Origin of the sequence: Burkholderia sp. AU31624, assembly GCF_020420065.1 — a bacterium.
Taxonomy (GTDB): domain Bacteria; phylum Pseudomonadota; class Gammaproteobacteria; order Burkholderiales; family Burkholderiaceae; genus Burkholderia.
On sequence record NZ_JAIZRT010000011.1, the window covers coordinates 220,631 to 237,900 of the forward strand.

At 67.3% G+C, this 17,270-nt stretch carries 17 protein-coding genes and 1 pseudogene; 13 read left to right on the plus strand and 5 right to left on the minus strand.

Annotated elements, in window-relative coordinates; translation table 11 throughout:
* Positions 1-4: 4 nt before the first annotated feature.
* From LGM89_RS33000 to LGM89_RS33020, 5 genes are all read left to right on the plus strand, one after another.
* Positions 5-967: a hydroxymethylglutaryl-CoA lyase gene (locus LGM89_RS33000; protein ID WP_175240783.1), complete on the plus strand. Its 963-nt coding sequence runs from the start codon at positions 5-7 to the stop codon at positions 965-967.
* Between the two features lie 22 nt (positions 968-989).
* Positions 990-1,373, plus strand: a complete 384-nt coding sequence (locus LGM89_RS33005; RefSeq protein WP_089440118.1) for a VOC family protein — start codon at positions 990-992, stop codon at positions 1,371-1,373.
* Positions 1,374-1,619: 246 nt separating this feature from the next.
* Positions 1,620-2,447 (plus strand): alpha/beta hydrolase, encoded by an 828-nt coding sequence (locus LGM89_RS33010; protein WP_226275250.1) that lies wholly within the window; start codon positions 1,620-1,622, stop codon positions 2,445-2,447.
* 96 nt (positions 2,448-2,543) lie between these two features.
* A complete protein-coding gene (locus LGM89_RS33015; RefSeq protein ID WP_226275252.1) occupies positions 2,544-3,437 on the plus strand; it encodes a LysR family transcriptional regulator in 894 nt (297 codons plus the stop codon).
* 123 nt (positions 3,438-3,560) lie between these two features.
* Entirely contained in the window at positions 3,561-3,827 is a 267-nt protein-coding gene (locus LGM89_RS33020) for a hypothetical protein (RefSeq protein WP_226275254.1), read from the plus strand.
* Between the two features lie 150 nt (positions 3,828-3,977).
* Here the strand turns inward: LGM89_RS33020 and LGM89_RS33025 are convergent, their stop codons facing one another.
* The 3 genes from LGM89_RS33025 to LGM89_RS33035 form a co-directional block, all read right to left on the minus strand.
* Positions 3,978-5,435 (minus strand): MFS transporter, encoded by a 1,458-nt coding sequence (locus LGM89_RS33025; protein WP_226275256.1) that lies wholly within the window; start codon positions 5,433-5,435, stop codon positions 3,978-3,980.
* 382 nt (positions 5,436-5,817) lie between these two features.
* Positions 5,818-6,432: a peptide chain release factor H gene (gene prfH, locus LGM89_RS33030; RefSeq protein ID WP_226275258.1), complete on the minus strand. Its 615-nt coding sequence runs from the start codon at positions 6,430-6,432 to the stop codon at positions 5,818-5,820.
* Positions 6,426-7,574, minus strand: coding sequence for an RNA ligase RtcB family protein (locus LGM89_RS33035; RefSeq protein ID WP_226275260.1), 1,149 nt, complete (start codon positions 7,572-7,574; stop codon positions 6,426-6,428). Before LGM89_RS33035 ends, prfH begins: the two co-directional genes overlap by 7 nt.
* 732 nt (positions 7,575-8,306) lie before the next feature.
* Between LGM89_RS33035 and LGM89_RS33040 the strand changes: the two genes are divergently transcribed.
* On the plus strand, positions 8,307-9,176 hold the full coding sequence (locus tag LGM89_RS33040; protein ID WP_089494882.1) for an RNA ligase family protein: 870 nt from the start codon (positions 8,307-8,309) through the stop codon (positions 9,174-9,176).
* A 41-nt stretch (positions 9,177-9,217) separates the two neighbouring features.
* Positions 9,218-10,351, plus strand: coding sequence for an AAA family ATPase (locus LGM89_RS33045; protein ID WP_226275261.1), 1,134 nt, complete (start codon positions 9,218-9,220; stop codon positions 10,349-10,351).
* Between the two features lie 128 nt (positions 10,352-10,479).
* On the opposite strand, the gene LGM89_RS33050 is transcribed toward LGM89_RS33045, so the two are convergent.
* Positions 10,480-11,118 (minus strand): 5-formyltetrahydrofolate cyclo-ligase, encoded by a 639-nt coding sequence (locus LGM89_RS33050; protein WP_226275262.1) that lies wholly within the window; start codon positions 11,116-11,118, stop codon positions 10,480-10,482.
* A gap of 232 nt (positions 11,119-11,350) precedes the next feature.
* Between LGM89_RS33050 and LGM89_RS33055 the strand changes: the two genes are divergently transcribed.
* From LGM89_RS33055 to LGM89_RS33075, 6 genes are all read left to right on the plus strand, one after another.
* Positions 11,351-12,277, plus strand: coding sequence for a LysR family transcriptional regulator (locus LGM89_RS33055; RefSeq protein WP_089440128.1), 927 nt, complete (start codon positions 11,351-11,353; stop codon positions 12,275-12,277).
* A gap of 278 nt (positions 12,278-12,555) precedes the next feature.
* Positions 12,556-13,812, plus strand: a complete 1,257-nt coding sequence (locus LGM89_RS33060; protein WP_089494885.1) for an MFS transporter — start codon at positions 12,556-12,558, stop codon at positions 13,810-13,812.
* Positions 13,813-14,073: 261 nt separating this feature from the next.
* Positions 14,074-15,174 carry an NAD(P)H-dependent flavin oxidoreductase gene (locus tag LGM89_RS33065; protein ID WP_226275263.1) on the plus strand — a complete coding sequence of 367 codons (1,101 nt, stop codon included), beginning with the start codon at positions 14,074-14,076 and terminating at the stop codon, positions 15,172-15,174.
* A gap of 195 nt (positions 15,175-15,369) precedes the next feature.
* Positions 15,370-15,741, plus strand: coding sequence for a GFA family protein (locus tag LGM89_RS33070; RefSeq protein WP_226275264.1), 372 nt, complete (start codon positions 15,370-15,372; stop codon positions 15,739-15,741).
* On the plus strand, positions 15,738-15,866 hold the full coding sequence (locus tag LGM89_RS37250) for a hypothetical protein (RefSeq protein ID WP_256989958.1): 129 nt from the start codon (positions 15,738-15,740) through the stop codon (positions 15,864-15,866). Before LGM89_RS33070 ends, LGM89_RS37250 begins: the two co-directional genes overlap by 4 nt.
* Before the next feature lie 102 nt (positions 15,867-15,968).
* Entirely contained in the window at positions 15,969-16,424 is a 456-nt protein-coding gene (locus LGM89_RS33075) for a MarR family winged helix-turn-helix transcriptional regulator (protein WP_089494888.1), read from the plus strand.
* 48 nt (positions 16,425-16,472) lie between these two features.
* Here LGM89_RS33075 and LGM89_RS33080 read toward each other — a convergent pair.
* Positions 16,473-17,187: pseudogene (locus tag LGM89_RS33080) on the minus strand (GNAT family N-acetyltransferase).
* Between the last annotated feature and the right edge of the window lie 83 nt (positions 17,188-17,270).

Consider the following 17,270-nt stretch of genomic DNA (forward strand, 5'->3'; position numbering starts at 1 on the left):
CAACATGAGCGGCCAACGCAAACGCCTCTACCTCCACGAAGTCGCGACGCGCGACGGTCTCCAGAACGAAGCGGCATTCGTCGACACCGACGACAAGATCGCGCTCGTCGACGCGCTGAGCGCGTGCGGCTACGCGAAGATCGAGGTCACGTCGTTCACGTCGCCGAAGGCGATCCCTGCGTTACGCGACGCGGAGGCCGTGATGCACGGCATCGCGCGCGCACCCGGCGTCGTCTATACGGTGCTCGTGCCGAACGTACGCGGGGCGGAGCGCGCGCTGTCGTGCGGGGTCGACGAAGTGAACCTCGTGATGTCGATGAGCGAAAGCCACAACCGCGCGAACCTGCGGATGACGCGCGAGCAGTCGTTCGCACAACTGCGCGACGTGATCGATGCGTTACGCGGCACCGGTGTCGCGATCAACGTGTCGCTGTCGACCGCGATGGGCTGCCCGATGGAAGGCGATGTTGCAGCAGAAGGCGTACTCGCATGGATGCAGCGCTTCGCGGATCTCGGCGTGCATGGCTTCACGCTGTGCGATACGACGGGCATGGCGTTTCCGTCGCAGGTGCGCGACCTGTCGGCACGGGCGCGCGAACGCTTCGCCGCGCTGCAACTCACGCTGCACTTCCACAACACGCGCGGGATGGCGCTCGCGAATACGCTCGCGGCACTCGACGCCGGGATCGACCGCTTCGACGCGTCGCTCGGCGGGCTCGGCGGCTGCCCGTACGCGCCGGGCGCGACCGGCAACGCGTGCACCGAAGAACTCGTGCATATGCTCGAACTCGACGGCTACGATACGGGCATCGATCTCGCGGCCGTGCTGGCCGCGTCGGCACGGCTGCCCGCGCTGATCGGGCATGACGTGCCGAGCCAGATCCTGAAGGCCGGGCGCCGCTCGGACCTTCATCCGCCGCCGCGCGCGGACGCCGGCGACATGCCCGCGCAGCGCGCGTTCTCATGAACCACGAACAGGAGCGAACCTCATGGCGCTGATCGATCACCTCGACCATCTCGTGCTGACCTGCGTCGATCCCGACCGGACGAAGCATTTCTACACCGAGGTGCTGCAGATGCAGCTCGAAACCTTCGGCGCGGGCCGGATCGCCTTCCGCTTCGGCAACCAGAAGATCAACCTGCACGTGCGTGGCGCGGAATTCGAACCGAAAGCGCACGTGCCGGTGCCCGGCGCGCTCGACCTGTGCTTCATCGCGTCCGTGCCGCTCGACGACGTGATCGCACACCTGAAGCGCGTCGACTGGCCGATCGTCGAAGGGCCGGTCGAGCGCACGGGCGCGACGCAGAAGATCCGGTCGGTCTACGTGCGCGATCCCGACCTGAACCTGATCGAGATCTCCGAGTTGATCTGAGCACCCGCGCATCACCGCTTCGTATCGCCGCTTCGCCCTCACGCGAGCGGACCTGATCACGGTGCGACTGCATGCCGCGCCGATCTCCCGCCGAAATCGGACAGCCGGTTTCCGCGCTCGCCGATTCCGGATAGCCGGCCCGTGCCGCGCTGCGGATAATGCAGGCATCGGCGACTGAGAAGCCGCCTTCGCAGCGGACGCAACGCTTGCGTCCGCGCTTGCGCAACCCGACCCAGGCAATTCCCGATGACGATCCTCTATCGCGGCATGGACCGCGCGGCGCTCGACGCCGCTTATCTGAACACGAAGGTGGTACCCGATTTCCCTGCGTTGCTCGCGTCGATGCAGGCGCGCAGCGCAGCGCTCTATGCAGCCGCGTCCGTCCGGCGCGACCTGCGTTACGGCGCGCAACCCGCGCAGCGTTTCGACTGGTTGTCGTGCGGCCAGCCCGATGCGCCGCTGTTCGTGTTCATTCACGGCGGCTACTGGCAGCACTGCGTGAAAGAAGATTTCGCCTACGGGGCGAGTGGGCCGCTCGCGCGTGGTTTCGACGTGATACTTGCCGAATACACGCTCGCGCCGGTCGCGACGATGACCGACATCGTCGGCGAGATCGGCGCGCTGCTCGACTACCTGGCGAACGATCCCGACGGCCTCGGCACCGCGAAGCGACCGATCCACCTAAGCGGCCATTCGGCCGGCGGCCACCTGACGGCCGTGCACCGCGCGCATCCGGCCGTCGTGTCGGCGCTCGCGATCAGTCCGCTCGTCGATCTCGAACCGATCTCGCTGTGCTGCCTGAACGACAAGCTGCAGCTCACCGCGCACGAAGTCGACGCATATAGCCCGTTGCGCCATGTCGGGCCCGGCGCACCGACGGTGGTGGCGGTCGGCGAAGCCGAGCTGCCCGAACTCGTGCGGCAAGCACACGACTATGCGACGGCGTGCGAAGCGGCCGGCGAACGGATCGTCCACGTCGGGTTGCCCGGCATGCAGCACTTCGACGTGCTCGACGATCTCGAGAAGCCGGACGGTGCGATGCTTTCCACGTTGCTGTCGATCGCGTCGCGCTAGGCGCGCCGTATCGCGCGGGGGCGGCCGGGCGTATGATCGGCGTCAGGCCGCTGCGCTGACGCCAAGCGCCGGCACGGCACTCCCGGGAAACACGACATGGTGAATCCGCTTCATTTCGATCTGCAGTCGCTGCGCGTGTTCGCGCTCGTCGCCGAGCACGGCAGCCTGACGAAAGCGGCCGAACACGGCCAGCTCACGCTGTCCGCGGTCAGCAAGCGCATCGCCGAGCTGGAAAGCGTGACGGGCAGTGCATTGTTCGTCCGGCATGCGCGCGGTGTGGAGCTGACGCCCGCAGGCCGCGCGCTGCTCGACCATGCGGCGAAGGTGATCGAGCAGGTCAACCGGATGGCGCACGAGATGAGCGATTACGTCGCCGGCGTGCGTGGCCACATCCACGTGTGGACCAACACGTCCGCGATCGTGCAGTTCCTGCCCGCCGATCTCGCCGCGTTCCTCACCGACCATCCGGGCATCAAGGTCAGCCTCGAAGAGCGGCTGAGCCACGAGATCGTCGACGCACTCGCGTCCGGCAAGGCCGATCTCGGCGTGTTCGCCGACAACGTGCCGGCGCCCGGCATCGAGCGGCGGCTGTACCGGCGTGACGAGCTCGTGCTGCTCGTGCCGCGCACGCACCGGTTCGCCGCGCGCGAGACCATCCGCTTCGCGGATACGCTCGACGAGGACTACGTGGGGCTCAGCGACGGCAGCTCGCTGCTCGCGCGCATGACCGACGCGGCGTTCGCGGTCGAGCGCTCGCTGAAGCTGCGGATCCAGGTATCGAATTTCGACGGCGTGAGCCGGATGATCGAGGCGGGGCTCGGCATCGGCATCCTGCCGCGCGATGCGGTGACCGGCGAGCGCGCGGCGCGGCTCGGGGTCGTGAAGCTCGACGATGCGTGGGCGACGAGAACGCTGTGGGTGGGGGTGAAGGCTGGCACCGTGCTGACGACCGATATCGCGAAGCTGTTCGATTTCATGTCGGCGCGGTGAGGCGGGGCGGCGTGCGCAAAGCCGTTTTGGCCCGGATTCCGAAGAACACGATCATAGGTTCACGTTCGCACCGGTTACCGACGTTCTGTCCAACTCCTCAACCGCTGGATCCGGGGCCGCCACATGAACGAAGCGAGCTACCGCCTTATCGTCGGCTTTGTCGTTGTCGCTTACGGCATCGCGATGTCCGCCATCATGGCGTTTCGTCCGGAACGGATCTTGGCCTTCCATTGCCGATCGAGGGCCTGGCGATGGACGTACAAATTCTTTTACAACATGTCGACTGAAGACATCATGTCGGCCAGAATGATTCGAATCACCCGATTCCAGGGGTGGGTAGGGCTGGTGTTCTGTACGGTCCTCATGTGGGGCTTCCTGTTCCGCAAGTAGCAAAGCGTCACCGGCTCGCGCATTCATGAGCGCCCCTTCGGGGATCGGGCGAACATGTCACCACAGATGACTGGCGACATATCGCCCAGGAAATCCGGCAGCCATCGAAAATGATGCGGGCGCACCTTCCCATGCCCCGCATTCCCCCGCTCAAACCGGATTGATCTCATCCTGGCTGCGCCGCGTCGTCAGCGGCCCGAGCACGCGCAGCGTGACCGCGACGATACCGAGCGCGACCGAGATCACTCCGAACATGGCACCCGCGCCATAACTGCCGAGCACCGGCAACAACACGAACGGCAACCCACCACTGACGATCCGCGACAGCGCATAGGTACTGCCAATCGCCGTCGAGCGCACCCGCGCCGGGAAAATCTCCGCCTGGTACACGTGATACGCGTTGCTGAACACGTTCGACGCACAGGTCGTCAGGAACCCGAAGCTAACGATCAGCACGGTATTGCCCGAATACGCGAAACACATCCCGAACCCGGCGATCGACAGGATCGACACGATCACGAGCGTGCGACGCTCGATCCAGTTGAGCAGCGGAATCGACAGCAGCGAGCCGATCGGATAGCCGATGAACGACAGCGCGATGAACAGCGTGCTGTCCGTCACGTCGAAGCCGCGACTTTTCACGACCGTGCCGGCCAGCGTACCGAACCCGTAATAACCGAAGCCCTGAAACAGGTGAAAGATCGCGAGCATCACGTAGCGCGCGCCGTACGGTTCGCGTCGCAGCAGCGCGATACGCTCGCCAAGCCCGAGCGGCCGTTGCGGCTCGACCGGCTCCGCGAACTGCTCGGGCACGCGCACGCCGGTGCCTTCCGCGAAGCGTCGCAATGCCGCTTGCGCGTCGGCGGTACGCCCCTGCGCAAGCAGCCAGCGCGGACTCTCCGGCAGCCGATGCTGGACGAGCAGCACGTACACGGCGCCGAGGCTGCCGATCGCGAGGATGATGCGCCAGCCGGCCATGCCGCCGACATGAAGCGGGTTCAACCACAGCGCCAGAAACCCGACGAGCGGCACCGCGACATAGGAAGTCGTATAGGCCCACGCGGCGAGCCTGCCGCGCTTTTCCTTCGGCAGGATCTCGGACAGAAAGCTGTCGGCAACCGGATAGATCGCGCCGACGCCGATGCCGGTCAGGAACCGGCACGCGACGAGCATGTCGGCATTCACCGAAAACGCGCCGACCAGCGAGAATGCGCTGTACCACGTGAGCGTCAGCAGGAACGCCTTGCGCCGGCCGATTCGGTCGGCGAGGCTGCCGAGGCACATCGCGCCGACGAACATGCCGATGAACGCCGATGCCAGCAGCAACTTGAAATCGGTGCTCTGCCGGCTCAACCCATATTCGTTCTGCAACGCGGAACCGATCGTACTGACGAGGAAGATCTCGTACATGTCGAAGAACAGCCCGATGCCGATCACCCAGACGACGAACCGGTGCAACGCGCCGACCGGCAGGTCGTCCATGAAATCGCCGAGCGTGACGCGGCGGGCGGGGCGGGCCGACGCATCGGCGCCGGCGGCAGCGGCCGGCGGTCGTGCGGACGCGGGTCCGCCCGCGTTGCCGCCGAGATCGAGGGAATGGCTGTTCATCGTGTCTCCTGATTATCGATACGCCGTGGCGCGAGGCCCGGCCGTTCGCGACCGGCGCGCTGCATCCCGTCGCACGAAGTGGCGGCAGGCACCGCAAGGCCAGTGAAAGGGCCGGACAGGCGGGCTGTACCGATCGTTCGACACATGGTGGGCAAATCCGCGGCACGTGATAATTGCGGATGCTTCAAGCGTCCTTTCCTGCGCAGAAAGGGTGCGGAACACGCGGCAGCCGGCATGCACGCGGCAGGCCGGTGCAGCCTGCCTGGCGCGCGGTCATGCACCGGAGCCGATGGCGCGCTCGCGCAACCGGCAGGCCGGGAAAACCATGAGGCGGATGGCCTGGCCGCCGGCGCGAAAACCACCGGCGGCCAGGCGTTCGTGCTCAGTCGGCCGGTACGAATGCCGCCCCGTAAAACACGCGCACGGGGTTGCCGCGCTCCAGCGCAAAGTGCTGCATCCGCCGCTGCCGGCGCGCATCGGACGCGTGACGGTCGGCCTCCTGCTGCAGTCGAACCTGCAGCAACTGCGACGCCATGCGCTTGTTCGCGTGCTGGCTGCGCTCGCTTTCCACGCGCACCGACAGGCCGGTCGCGACATGGGTCGCACGAATCGCGGAGCTCGTCTTGTTGACGTGCTGGCCACCCGGCCCGCGTGCGCGCATCGCTTCGAACCGCACATCGCCATCCGGCAGCGGCTGCGCGTCGGCGCAGCGCGTGACGCCGATGAACCAGTTCTTGCGCGGATGGCGCAATCGGTACGGGCTCGCGCAAATCCATTGCAGCGTGCCCGTCCAGCGGTCCGCGAGCGCCTGCGCACCGTTGCCTTCGAGGTCGAGCAGCGCCGAGCGCAGCGTGCCGGAGCGTTCGCCCGGCTGCGCATCGAGCACGGTGACGACGACGCGCTGCGCATCGGCTTCCGTCTGCAGGCGCCGCAACGCATTGGCCGCGGCCAGTTGGCACTCGAGCGGGCCGTGCGCCGAAGAAATCTGCATCAGCATCGGCCAGCCTCCCCGGACGTCTTGTAGGTCAGCACCGGCGCGAGCCGCGCCAGCTTGCGCAGCAGCCCGGCCGCTTCGAGCGCGTCGACGACGCTGTCGATCGGCTTGTAGGCCTGCGGCGCTTCCTCGTACAGCAGTTCGCGGTCTTCGCAGATCACGTGGCTGCCGAGCGGCGTGCGCGTGAGCTGCGACGGCGTGAAGCGTCGTTCGAGGCGCCCCTTGCAATCGCCGCGCGCCCACTTGCGGCCCGCACCGTGCGCCAGTGACGCCAGGCTGGCCGCATCGTCAGGCCGCACCGGCGCGACGAGGTAGCTGTAGTCGCCGCGCGACCCGGGAATGACGACCGGCCCCGTGTCGGCCGGCGTCGCGCCTTTGCGATGCAGCCAGCCCGGCTCGCCGTCGACCCTCGCGCGGCTCACCAGGTTGTGGTTCACGTCGAGTACGCACCGGCCATCGGTGCGCCAGCGCGCCAGCATGCGCCGCGCGATCAGGTCGCGATTCGCGATGGCGTAGCGCAACGCCGCATCGTGACGCGCGAGGTACGCCGTGCAGGCGGCATCCGTGTCGTCGAGGCCGTTGTAGCCATGCTCGCACATGTGCTGCTCGAGGATCGACTGGCCGAAGCCGCGCGATCCGCTATGCACGAGCAGCAGCAGGCGATCGGGATCGAGGCCGAGCGCCGCGACGGCATCGGTGTCGTACACCGCGTCGATCCGCTGCGCCTCCGCGAAATGATTACCGCTGCCGATCGTGCCGAGCGATGCCGCGTACGCGTGATCCGCGAACCCGGCGGCGGCGACCAGCGGCTGCCAGCTTGCATCGGGCGGGGCGTCGATCGAGCCGAGCCGGCTCGCGAGCTTCGACGCGCTGACGCGCCGCGCATCGAGCGCGGTTTGCCACAGCGCCATCCCGCAGCCGATATCGCCACCAATCAGCGCCGGATACAGCCGGCCCGTCGAGAAAAACGCGGCGCCAACGGGATAGCCGCGTCCGGGGTGAAGATCGGGCATGCCGGCGACGCGCCGCATGCCGGGGAGGGTGGCAGCATGTTCGAGCTGCCGGATGGCCTCACCTTCGATCCAGGTAGTGGCGCAAGCGCACAACGTGATGCGCTCGCCCAGGTATTGCATGGAATTGCCCATGGAGGTTTCCGTTCGATGAAAAGGAAGAACGGCGGGCCATGGTGCAGGCAGCGCACACAGGCGCTGCCCGACATCGGAAGTCGGGAAGAGGGCGGCACGACCGGATCGGAACGACCCGGCTCATCGCCGTGACGGCGATACGGGGTGCTGCTTGGCGTGAACGATGAGACGAACGGACGCGAAAAACCCGAACTACGACCCGCGACGGGAGGAGTGCTGGCGTGACGTCATGATTTTTTCTCCTTGCGAGTGAGGGGTTGATCGGAATGGCGGCGACTCTAGCATGCATGCGACGCGCGCAACAAGCGGGGAGCGCAGCGTTGCCCATTGAACCACGGTTCGATGTGGCGAAAAACACACAAATAGGAATCCGGACCATTCCCATGTCGATGGCGCGCGTGGCACGCCGCAGCAAGCATTCGACGCACGCCGACAACCGCGACGGCCGTACTCGACCACGCTTGACAGCGCACATGCCGTTTCGTAGCATCCGCCTGCTTCATCCCTGAACCCTCATCGAATCGGTGATCCAAGTGCCCGCAAACATTCGTCCCTTCGCCTGATACGCCGACGACTGCCGTCCCGGCCGCGCGTCGTCCTGCCCGTTCCCGTCTGCCTCGCGGCGCCGGAACCGTGATCGCAGGGCCGCGCCCGGACACGCACTGACACCGCAACGCACACCCATCGTTCGTTCACGTCGTCGGCTTTTTCTGATGTTTCCGGAGAAAGACCATGACGCTGGATTTTCGCGCCTACGCGCAATCGCTCGACCTCGCCCGCTACCCGCGCACGCCGCACCTCGAAGGCTCGCGCCTGCAGGACGGCGACGAAGGTCACGACCACGTTCCCTATCGCACCCTCGCGGGCGCCCATCTCGTCGTCGAGGAAAAGCTCGACGGCGCGAACACGGGCATCAGCTTCAGCCCCGCGGGCGAACTGCTGCTGCAGTCGCGCGGCCACTATCTGGCCGGCGGCGGCCGCGAGCGGCAGTTCGGGTTCGTGAAGACCTGGGCCGCCGCCCATGCGGGCTGGCTGCTCGACCGCCTCGGCGATCGCTACGTGATGTACGGCGAGACGATGAGCAAGAAGCACGCGGTGTTCTACGACGCGCTGCCGCATCACTTTTTCGAGTTCGACGTGTTCGATCGCTCAATGGGCCGTTTCCTGTCGACACCCGCGCGTCGCGCGCTGCTCGCCGATGGGCCCGTGCTGTCGGTGCCCGTGCTGTACGAAGGCATCGCGCCGGCGCGACTCGCGGACCTGAAGGCCATGCTCGGCCCGTCGCTCGCGAAGACGCCGGGCTGGCGTCGCGCCTTCGAGGAAACGGTGCGGCGGCAGGGGCTCGACCTCGCGCGTGCATGGCAGCAGTGCGACAAGTCGGAGCGCTCCGAAGGGCTCTACGTGAAGGTCGAGACGGACGACACGACGATCGCGCGCTTGAAGTGGGTGCGCCACGATTTCGTGCAGGCCATTCTCGAATCGGCGCGCCATCACTCGGAGCAGCCGTTCATCCCGAACCTGCTCGCGCCGGGTGTCGACCTGTATGCGCCGCGCCCGACGGTCACGTGGGCATCGATCCCCGCCGCGCGCCCGAACCCATGAACGCGGAACGGCCGAGCGCCATTTCGAGAGGAGTCTTGATCATGAAGTACGAACAATTGCAGGCACTCGTGCCCGCACCCGGCCGGCAGCCGGACTATCACGCGTGTCTCGCGGCATTTCCCGCGCTCGAACACGCGAAAACGACCCCGCAGGAGCCTGCGCACCACGGCGAAGGCGACGTGTGGACGCATACGATGATGGTGATCGATGCGCTGCTCGCGCTGCCCGAGTACCAGGCTGCGTCGCGCGCCGACCAGGAGATCGTGTTCCTGGCCGCGCTGCTGCACGACATCGCGAAGCACGGCACGACGGTCGTCGATCCCGTTACCGGTGCGATCGGCCATCCCGGCCACTCGCGCAAGGGCGCGATCGATGCGCGGATTGCACTGTGGGATGCCGGCGTGCCGTTCGCGGTGCGCGAGGCAATCTGCCGGATGATCGCCGTGCACCAGGTGCCGTTCTTCGCGATGAGCGGGTCGCGCCGCGGCACACCGGAGTTCATCGCGCGCGAGCTGTCGTGGCAGGTCAGCCTGCCGCTGCTGTGCCTGCTTGCCGAAGCCGATATCCGCGGGCGCATCTGCGACGACACGCAGCGCGTGCTCGACAACATCGAACTGTTGCGCGAACTGGCGCGGGAAGAGGGCTGCTACGGCCAGCCGCGTGGATTCGCCGATGCGCACACGGCGCTCAGCTACTTTCGCGGCGCGGACGTGCATCCCGACTATCCGCTGTTTCGCACACCGGGCGCGCAGGTCGTCGTGATGTCAGGGCTGCCCGCGTCGGGCAAGAACACGTGGGTGGCGCGGCATCATCCGGATCGGCCGGTCGTGTCGTTCGACGATGCGCGCGATGCATTGGGGCTGCGTCATGGGCAGAACGAGGGCGCGGTCGCGCACCATGCGGTCGACGCCGCGAAGGCACTGTTGCGCGCGCAACAGCCGTTCGTGTGGAACGCGACGAACCTGTCGCCGCTGATGCGCAAGAAGACCCTCGACCTGCTGTTTGCGTATCACGCCGACGTGACGCTCGTCTACCTCGAACAGCCGCGCGCGGAACTGTTGCGTCGCAATGCGCGGCGTGACACGTCGCTGACGAACCGCGCGCTCGAGGCGATGCTGCTGCGCTGGGATCTGCCGCTGCCGACCGAAGCGCATGCGGTGCGGTATGAAGTCTGATGCGGCGACGTCACGACACGAGCCGGTACGCCGTAATTCACCGCGGCGTACCGGCTCGTTTTATTTCAGCGATGCATTCTGCTGCGTCGCGCAAGCTCGCAGCTCTGTGACGCCGCGCTGCCGTGGCCCTAGTGTGCCAGCACGAGGAGCGTGGTAAGTGCGATCGGCGCCAGCGCGACACCCAGCAGCCCGAGCGCACCATCGGCTGCAATCGTGATCGGCGACAGCGCGATCTTCGCCCCCTTACCGAGCACCGACGGTCGCTCGATCACCGTGACGTTGTACGCGTGATTGAACGCCTGAGGGATCGACGAAGGCGTGACATCGTTCGGCTGATAACGCTTTCCGGTGATCGTGCCTCTCTCCGTTAGCTCAAACCGCCCGTCCTTGAAACCGTCGGCAAGCGCGCGCTCGCGAAGCTCGGAGCCGGCCGGTGCGTCCTCGCGCGCGAGCCGCAACACGTAACGCCCCGAGATCTTGTCGCCGTGCGTCTCGAAATCATCGAAATCGGTATACAGCTTGGAGCGATAGGGCGCCGTGAGATTGACGGCGAGGGCCGGCGGCACATCGAAAATGTAGTGATACTGCTTGCCGATGACGACGAGGCTCTTTCCGTCCGCGCTGATCAGAAACGCCGACAGCGTCTCCCGGTATTCCGGGTCCTTCATCATGCGATTGGTGATGGGGCCGATGTCGGCGTCGGCGCAGCCGACAAGCATGCCGGACGCTGCCACGGCGGGCAGCGCGAGAAATGTTCTTCTTTTCATGTGTGCTGTTGGATGTTGTTGGTTATTCAGCGGAACCGCTTGAATGTCGGACGCTGCGTTCGATGAACGCGGCACCCTGACGGCCGATCATGCGGTTTCTTCGCCTGCGCATTGTAGGGCCAAAACGGCAAGCGCAGTATCCCCCGGGCAAAGCGCGTCACCCGCGTGCGGTAGACTGCACGCTCGCTTGCCCACCGCCCACTCCACGACCGCTCGCGCCTGCTGACACGCCATGGATCGAATCGATGCGATGAAGGTGTTCGTCGCCACGCTGGACGAGGGCAGCCTCGCGGGCGCGGGCCGGAAGCTCGGCCGGTCGCCGGCGGCGGTCAGCCGCGCGATCGCGTTCCTGGAAGCACACACGGGCACCGCGCTGCTGTACCGCACGACGCGCACGATCCGGCTCAGCGAGGCCGGCGAACGCTACGCGGCCGCGTGCCGCCGCATCCTGTCCGATCTCGAGGAAGCCGACATGCTGGTCGCCGACGAACGTTCGGCGCCGCGCGGCCTGTTGACGGTCACCGCACCCGTCGCCGCGGGTGAAGACGTGCTGCGCGCGCTCCTCGACGAATTCATCGAACGCCATCCGGCCGTGTCGATCCGGCTGCAGTTGCTCGACCGTCCCGTCAGCCTGATCGACGAAGGAATGGACGTCGCGCTGCGGATCGCGCACCTGTCCGATTCGACGCTGGTCGCGATTCCGGTCGGCGCGGTACGGCGGGTCGTCGTGGCGTCGCCCGATTACCTGGCGAAGCATCCGGCAATCGAAACGCCGGCCGATCTCGCGCAGCACCGGATCATCTCGATGACGCATTTCGGCCTCGACTCGTGGAGCTTCCCGCCGTCCACGCCGTCGGCGCTGCCGCAGGTCGTCCAGTTCGCGCCGCGCTTCATCATCAACACGATCCGCGGCGCGGTCGCGTCGGCCGTCGCCGGGCACGGCGTCACGCGGCTCTTTTCGTATCACGTCGCCGAACCGGTGCGGGACGGCACGCTGCGCATCGTGCTGAGCGACAGCGAGCACGCGCCGCTGCCCATCCATCTCGTCACGCCTTACGGACGCCTTGCGGTGCCGAAGGTGCGCGCATTCGTCGATTTCGCGGCGCCGCGCCTGCGTGAGCACTTCGCGCGGCTGGCGGCCATTACCGACGGCGATTGAACCGGGATGCGGAAGAATGGCTTTCGTGTGACGGGGATTCACTCGATAATCGGCTCAATCTAGACTTCCTTCAACCAACGGTCGCGCATGGCGCCCGTTCAGCGAATGGAGGTCGACATGCATCAAGCGCTTCCCGTTCAGCCTCGCGCCCGCGCGTGCGGACTGACACACCACGTGCTCACCGGCGTCGGCAGGGCCGGTTTCGCATTCGCGCCGTCGTCGGCCATCTTCGTCACGCAGGGGCTTCCCGCACAGCCGGCCTCGACGGGGAGCGCGCAATGAGCACGATCTCGCATGCCCCCGCCACGGCACGGGCCGAGCGACCCGCCGCCAGCTACGCCGAACGCAACACGCGCTACTGGCGACGCAATCTCGCCGTCTGCGTGTTCGGCTCGTTCACGACGCTCGTCAGCCTGAGCATGCTGCTGCCGTTCCTGCCGCTGTACGTGCGGCAACTCGGCGTCGAGACGCAGTCGGCCGTGATCCAGTGGTCGGGCGTCGCGTTCGGCGCGACGTTTCTCGGCACGGCCGTCACCGCGCCGCTGTGGGGCCGCCTCGCGGACCGCTTCGGCCGCAAGCCGATGCTCGTGCGTGCCGCGATCGGCATGGCGATCGTGATGTCGTTGATCGGCGTCGCGCACAACGTCGTCGAACTCGTCGCGCTGCGGCTGCTCGCGGGGCTCGTCGGCGGCTACGCGTCGGCGTCGACGGTGATGGTCGGCACGCAGGCGCCGCGCGAACACGCGGGCTGGGCGCTCGGCATCCTGTCGACCGGTGCCCTCGCGGGTAATCTGGTCGGGCCGCTCGTCGGCGGGTTGCTGCCGGGATGGCTCGGCATTCGCGGCACGTTCTTCGCCGGTGGCGCGATGATCGCCGTCGCCGCGCTGCTGACGATCTTCGTCGTGAAGGAAGACTTCCATGCCGGCACCGATGCCGGCACGCGCACCTCGCGCGCCGCGGCCGGCATGCCGCACCGCACGAATCGTGCAGCGGTCGCCGCGCTGCTGGTGACGGCGATGATGGTGCTGCTCGCGAACATGTCGATCGAACCGATCATCACCGTGTATATCGGCGGCCTCGGCGTGGGCGGCGACCACCTCGCGCGTGTCGCCGGCGTCGTGATGGCGTGTTCGGCGCTCGGCAGCATGCTGACCGCCGCACGGCTCGGCGCGCTGGCCGACCGGATCGGCAGCTGGAACGTGATCATCGGCTGCCTGTTGCTGACCGCGCTCGCGATGGTGCCGCAGGCGTTCGTCACGCACTGGTGGCAGCTTGCCGCGCTGCGCGGGCTGATGGGCATGTCGCTCGCGGGGTTGCTGCCGTCGATCGGCAAGCTCGTGCGGCAATCGGTCGACGAGCGCGCGACCGGGCAGATGCTCGGCTACCTGCAGTCCGCGCAGTTCAGCGGGCAGGTGGTCGGCCCGGTGATCGGCGGGCAGATCGGCGTCGCGCTCGGGCTGCATTCGGTGTTCTTCGCGACGGGCGCGCTGCTGGCGGCCTGCGCGGGACTCGCGCACTGGGCGCGCGGCCGATAGCGGCTGGCCGGCGGAGCGCGGGCTGGCGTAGGATGAGCGCAGTGGCCGGTGTCGCGCCGAAAAGCAGAGACAACGTGCACCATCGCCAGCATGGCAGATACCGCCGCACCGCACGGCGACCCGTCGTTTCCAACATGACGCTCACGTGACCGGTCGCGTGCAACGCACGACGAACGCGCACCGATCCGAACCCGACACACGCGCGTCGGCCCGTATCCGGCCGACGCATTTCGACGACGAACCCTGCAGGAGAGGAGCGACATGAATCAATCGACCGACAACCGGACGCTGTTGCGCACGCTCGGCATGCGCGCCCCGATCATCCAGGCGCCGATGGCCGGCGTCAGCACGCCGGCGCTGGCGGCCGCCGTGTCGAATGCGGGCGGGCTCGGCTCGCTCGGCGTGGGCGCGACGAACGCCGACGGCGCCCGCAAGATGATCCGCGACACGCGCGCGCTCACCGACCGGCCGTTCAACATCAACGTGTTCTGCCACCAGCCGGCGCACGCCGACGCGGCCGTCGAACGCGCGTGGCTCGACTGGCTCGCGCCGGTGTTCCGCGAATACGGCGCGACGCCGCCCGCCACGCTGTCTGAGATCTATACGAGCTTCATCGCGGACGAAGCCATGCAGGCGCTGCTCGTCGAAGAAAAGCCGGCCGTCGTCAGCTTCCATTTCGGGCTGCCGTCCGCGGAGGTGATCGCCGCGCTGAAGCGCGCGGGCGTCACGCTGTTCGCGTCCGCGACGCATCTCGACGAAGCGCGCCAGATCGCCGCCGCCGGCATCGACGCGATCGTCGCGCAGGGGATCGAGGCGGGCGGGCACCGCGGCGTGTTCGATTCGACCGCGCATGACGATCGCCTCGGCACGTTCGCACTCACGCGCCTGATCGTGCGCGAATGCGCGCTGCCGGTGATCGCCGCCGGCGGCATTATGGACGGCGAGGGCATCGCCGCCGCGCTCGCGCTCGGCGCGCAGGCCGCCCAGCTCGGCACCGCGTTCGTCGCGTGCCCGGAGACGTCGATCGACGACGGCTATCGCCGCGCGCTGCTGGGCGACGCGGCACGCCACACGACGTTCACCGCCGCGATCTCGGGCCGGATCGCACGCGGCCTCGCGAACCGGCTGACCGCGCTCGGCGACGACCCGCACGCGCCGGTGACTCCCGCCTATCCGATCGCGTACGACGCCGGCAAGGCGCTGCACGCGGCCGCGAAGGCAAAGGGTGAATTCGGCTACGGCGCGCAGTGGGCCGGGCAGGCGGCGCCGCTCGTGCGGTCGCTGCCGGCGGCCGAGCTGTTCGCCGCGCTCGAACGTGAAACGCGGGCGGCGATCGAGCGGCTGCAGCACATGCTGGATTGAGCGCACGATTCGCGGGCAACGGGCCGCAGCCACATGCGGGCGCTCGGTGAACGCACCCTGATCGCCGCGCCGATTTGTCGCCGCCCGCCGCCGATTTGCAATGTTCTGTATCTGCACGAACCGCGGATACATCGCGATACAACGCAGCTTCGAGCGTCCGCTATAAAGCAGGCATGACCTCTTCGGGAGTGCACCATGTCCGCAACCTGGTTCAAAGGGTCCTGCCACTGCGGGGCCGTCAAATTCGAAGTCCGAACGGCCGTGACGCCGGCGACGCGCTGCAACTGCAGCCTGTGCCGCCGGCGCGGCGCATTGATGAGCCCGATGTTCGCGGCCAGCGAACTGAAGATCGTCGAAGGCGAGGGCGCGCTGACGTGCTACCAGTTCAACACACGCACGGCCCGCCACTATTTCTGCAGCCATTGCGGCATCTATCCGTTCCATCAAACGCGCATGAACCCCGCCTGCTGGCGCGTCAATCTCGGCTGCCTCGACGGCGTCGACCCGTATGCGCTCGATGCGACGGTCGCCAACGGCGCGAGCCTCTCGGTCGTGGAGGACGCATGAAACGCTGGCTGATGATCCTGCTGTTTGCCGCGGGCGGGCTCGCGACCGAAATCGCGCATCCGGTGCAATGCACGCTGTTGTCGGTCAGCCGCATCCAGACCGGCAAGCGCCGCAGGGCGGGCTGACGGCGCGCCGATTCATCGATACCGATTATCATGCTTCCGATAAGATCGCACGCGATATATAATGCGTCCATCTGCGGCCGTTCGCGTCGCGGGAGGACGTTCATGAAACCGACCGAAACCCCATCCGACACCGATCCGAAGCTGTCCGAGTTCCTGTGCTTTGCGATCTACTCGACGAACCTCGCATTCGGCAAGGCCTACAAGCCGATCCTCGAAGCGCTCGGCCTCACGTATACGCAATACATCACGATCATCGCGCTGTGGGAGCAGGACAACCAGACGGTCGGCCAGCTCGGCGAGAAGCTGTTCCTTGAATCCAATACGCTGACGCCGATCCTGAAGAAGCTCGAGGCGATGGGCTATCTGGAGCGGCACCGCGATCCGTCGGACGAACGCCAGGTGCTCGTCAGCCTGACGAAGAGCGGCCGCCGCGTGCGCGAGAAGGGGCTCGACATGAACCTGGTCGAAGCCACCGGGTTGAAGCCGGACGAATTCGCGAAGATGCAGAAGGCGATCGTCACGCTGCGCGGCAACCTGATCCGGTCGACCGACGAATAAACGCCTGGTCATGCCGCGACCGGCACGACCCGCGTGCCGGCCGCGTCGTCATGCGTGCCCGTCGCCCAGCCCAGCAGGTTCATCTCGCGGCGGACGGCGAAACCGAGTGCGAGATAGCGCTCGATCGCCACCTGGTTCGACGTGAGGACGTGCAGGAAAGGCGTATCCGCGCGCGCATCGATCTCCGCAATCAACGCCCGCATCAGCCGCGCCGCCAGCCCTTGCCGCCGGAACGCGGCATCCACGCAGACGGCGCTGATCTCCGTATACCCGTCGACCTGCATCCGCTCGCCGGCCATCGCGGCCAGCCGGCCTTCACTGCGAAGCCGATGTAATGGCCGAGTTCGAACGTGCGCGGGCCGAACGGGCCGGGCTGCGCGGCCGTCGTCAGCGCGAGCATGTCCGGCACATCGGCTTCGCCGAGCGTGACGTAACCCGATTCAGGCGCCGGGTCGAGCGTCCGCTGCCAGACCATCTGCAACAGGTTCGCGCGCCGGATCACCGACCATCCCGCCGGCGGCTCGATCTCGTCCGGCGTGACCAGTGCCGCCGGTCCGTGAGCGGCGATCAGCGCGCGCAACGCGTCGAAGGATGCCGCGCTCGTATCCTCGATCGCGGCAAACGGCGCGACGGCCGCCGGAAACCGCCATGCACGGTCGTGGCCGACCGCAAAGCGGCGCTGCCTGCCCGTCAGCGCGTTCCACACCACACGGTCGAGCGGGTGCGCACGGCCTGGCGCGGTTCCGGTCGTTGCATCGGACATCGGCTGCTCCTCGTCTGAAGGTTTCGATCGCACAGCATAGACCGGGATCGGGCGGGCAGGGCGCGGCAACGTCGATCGCGTCG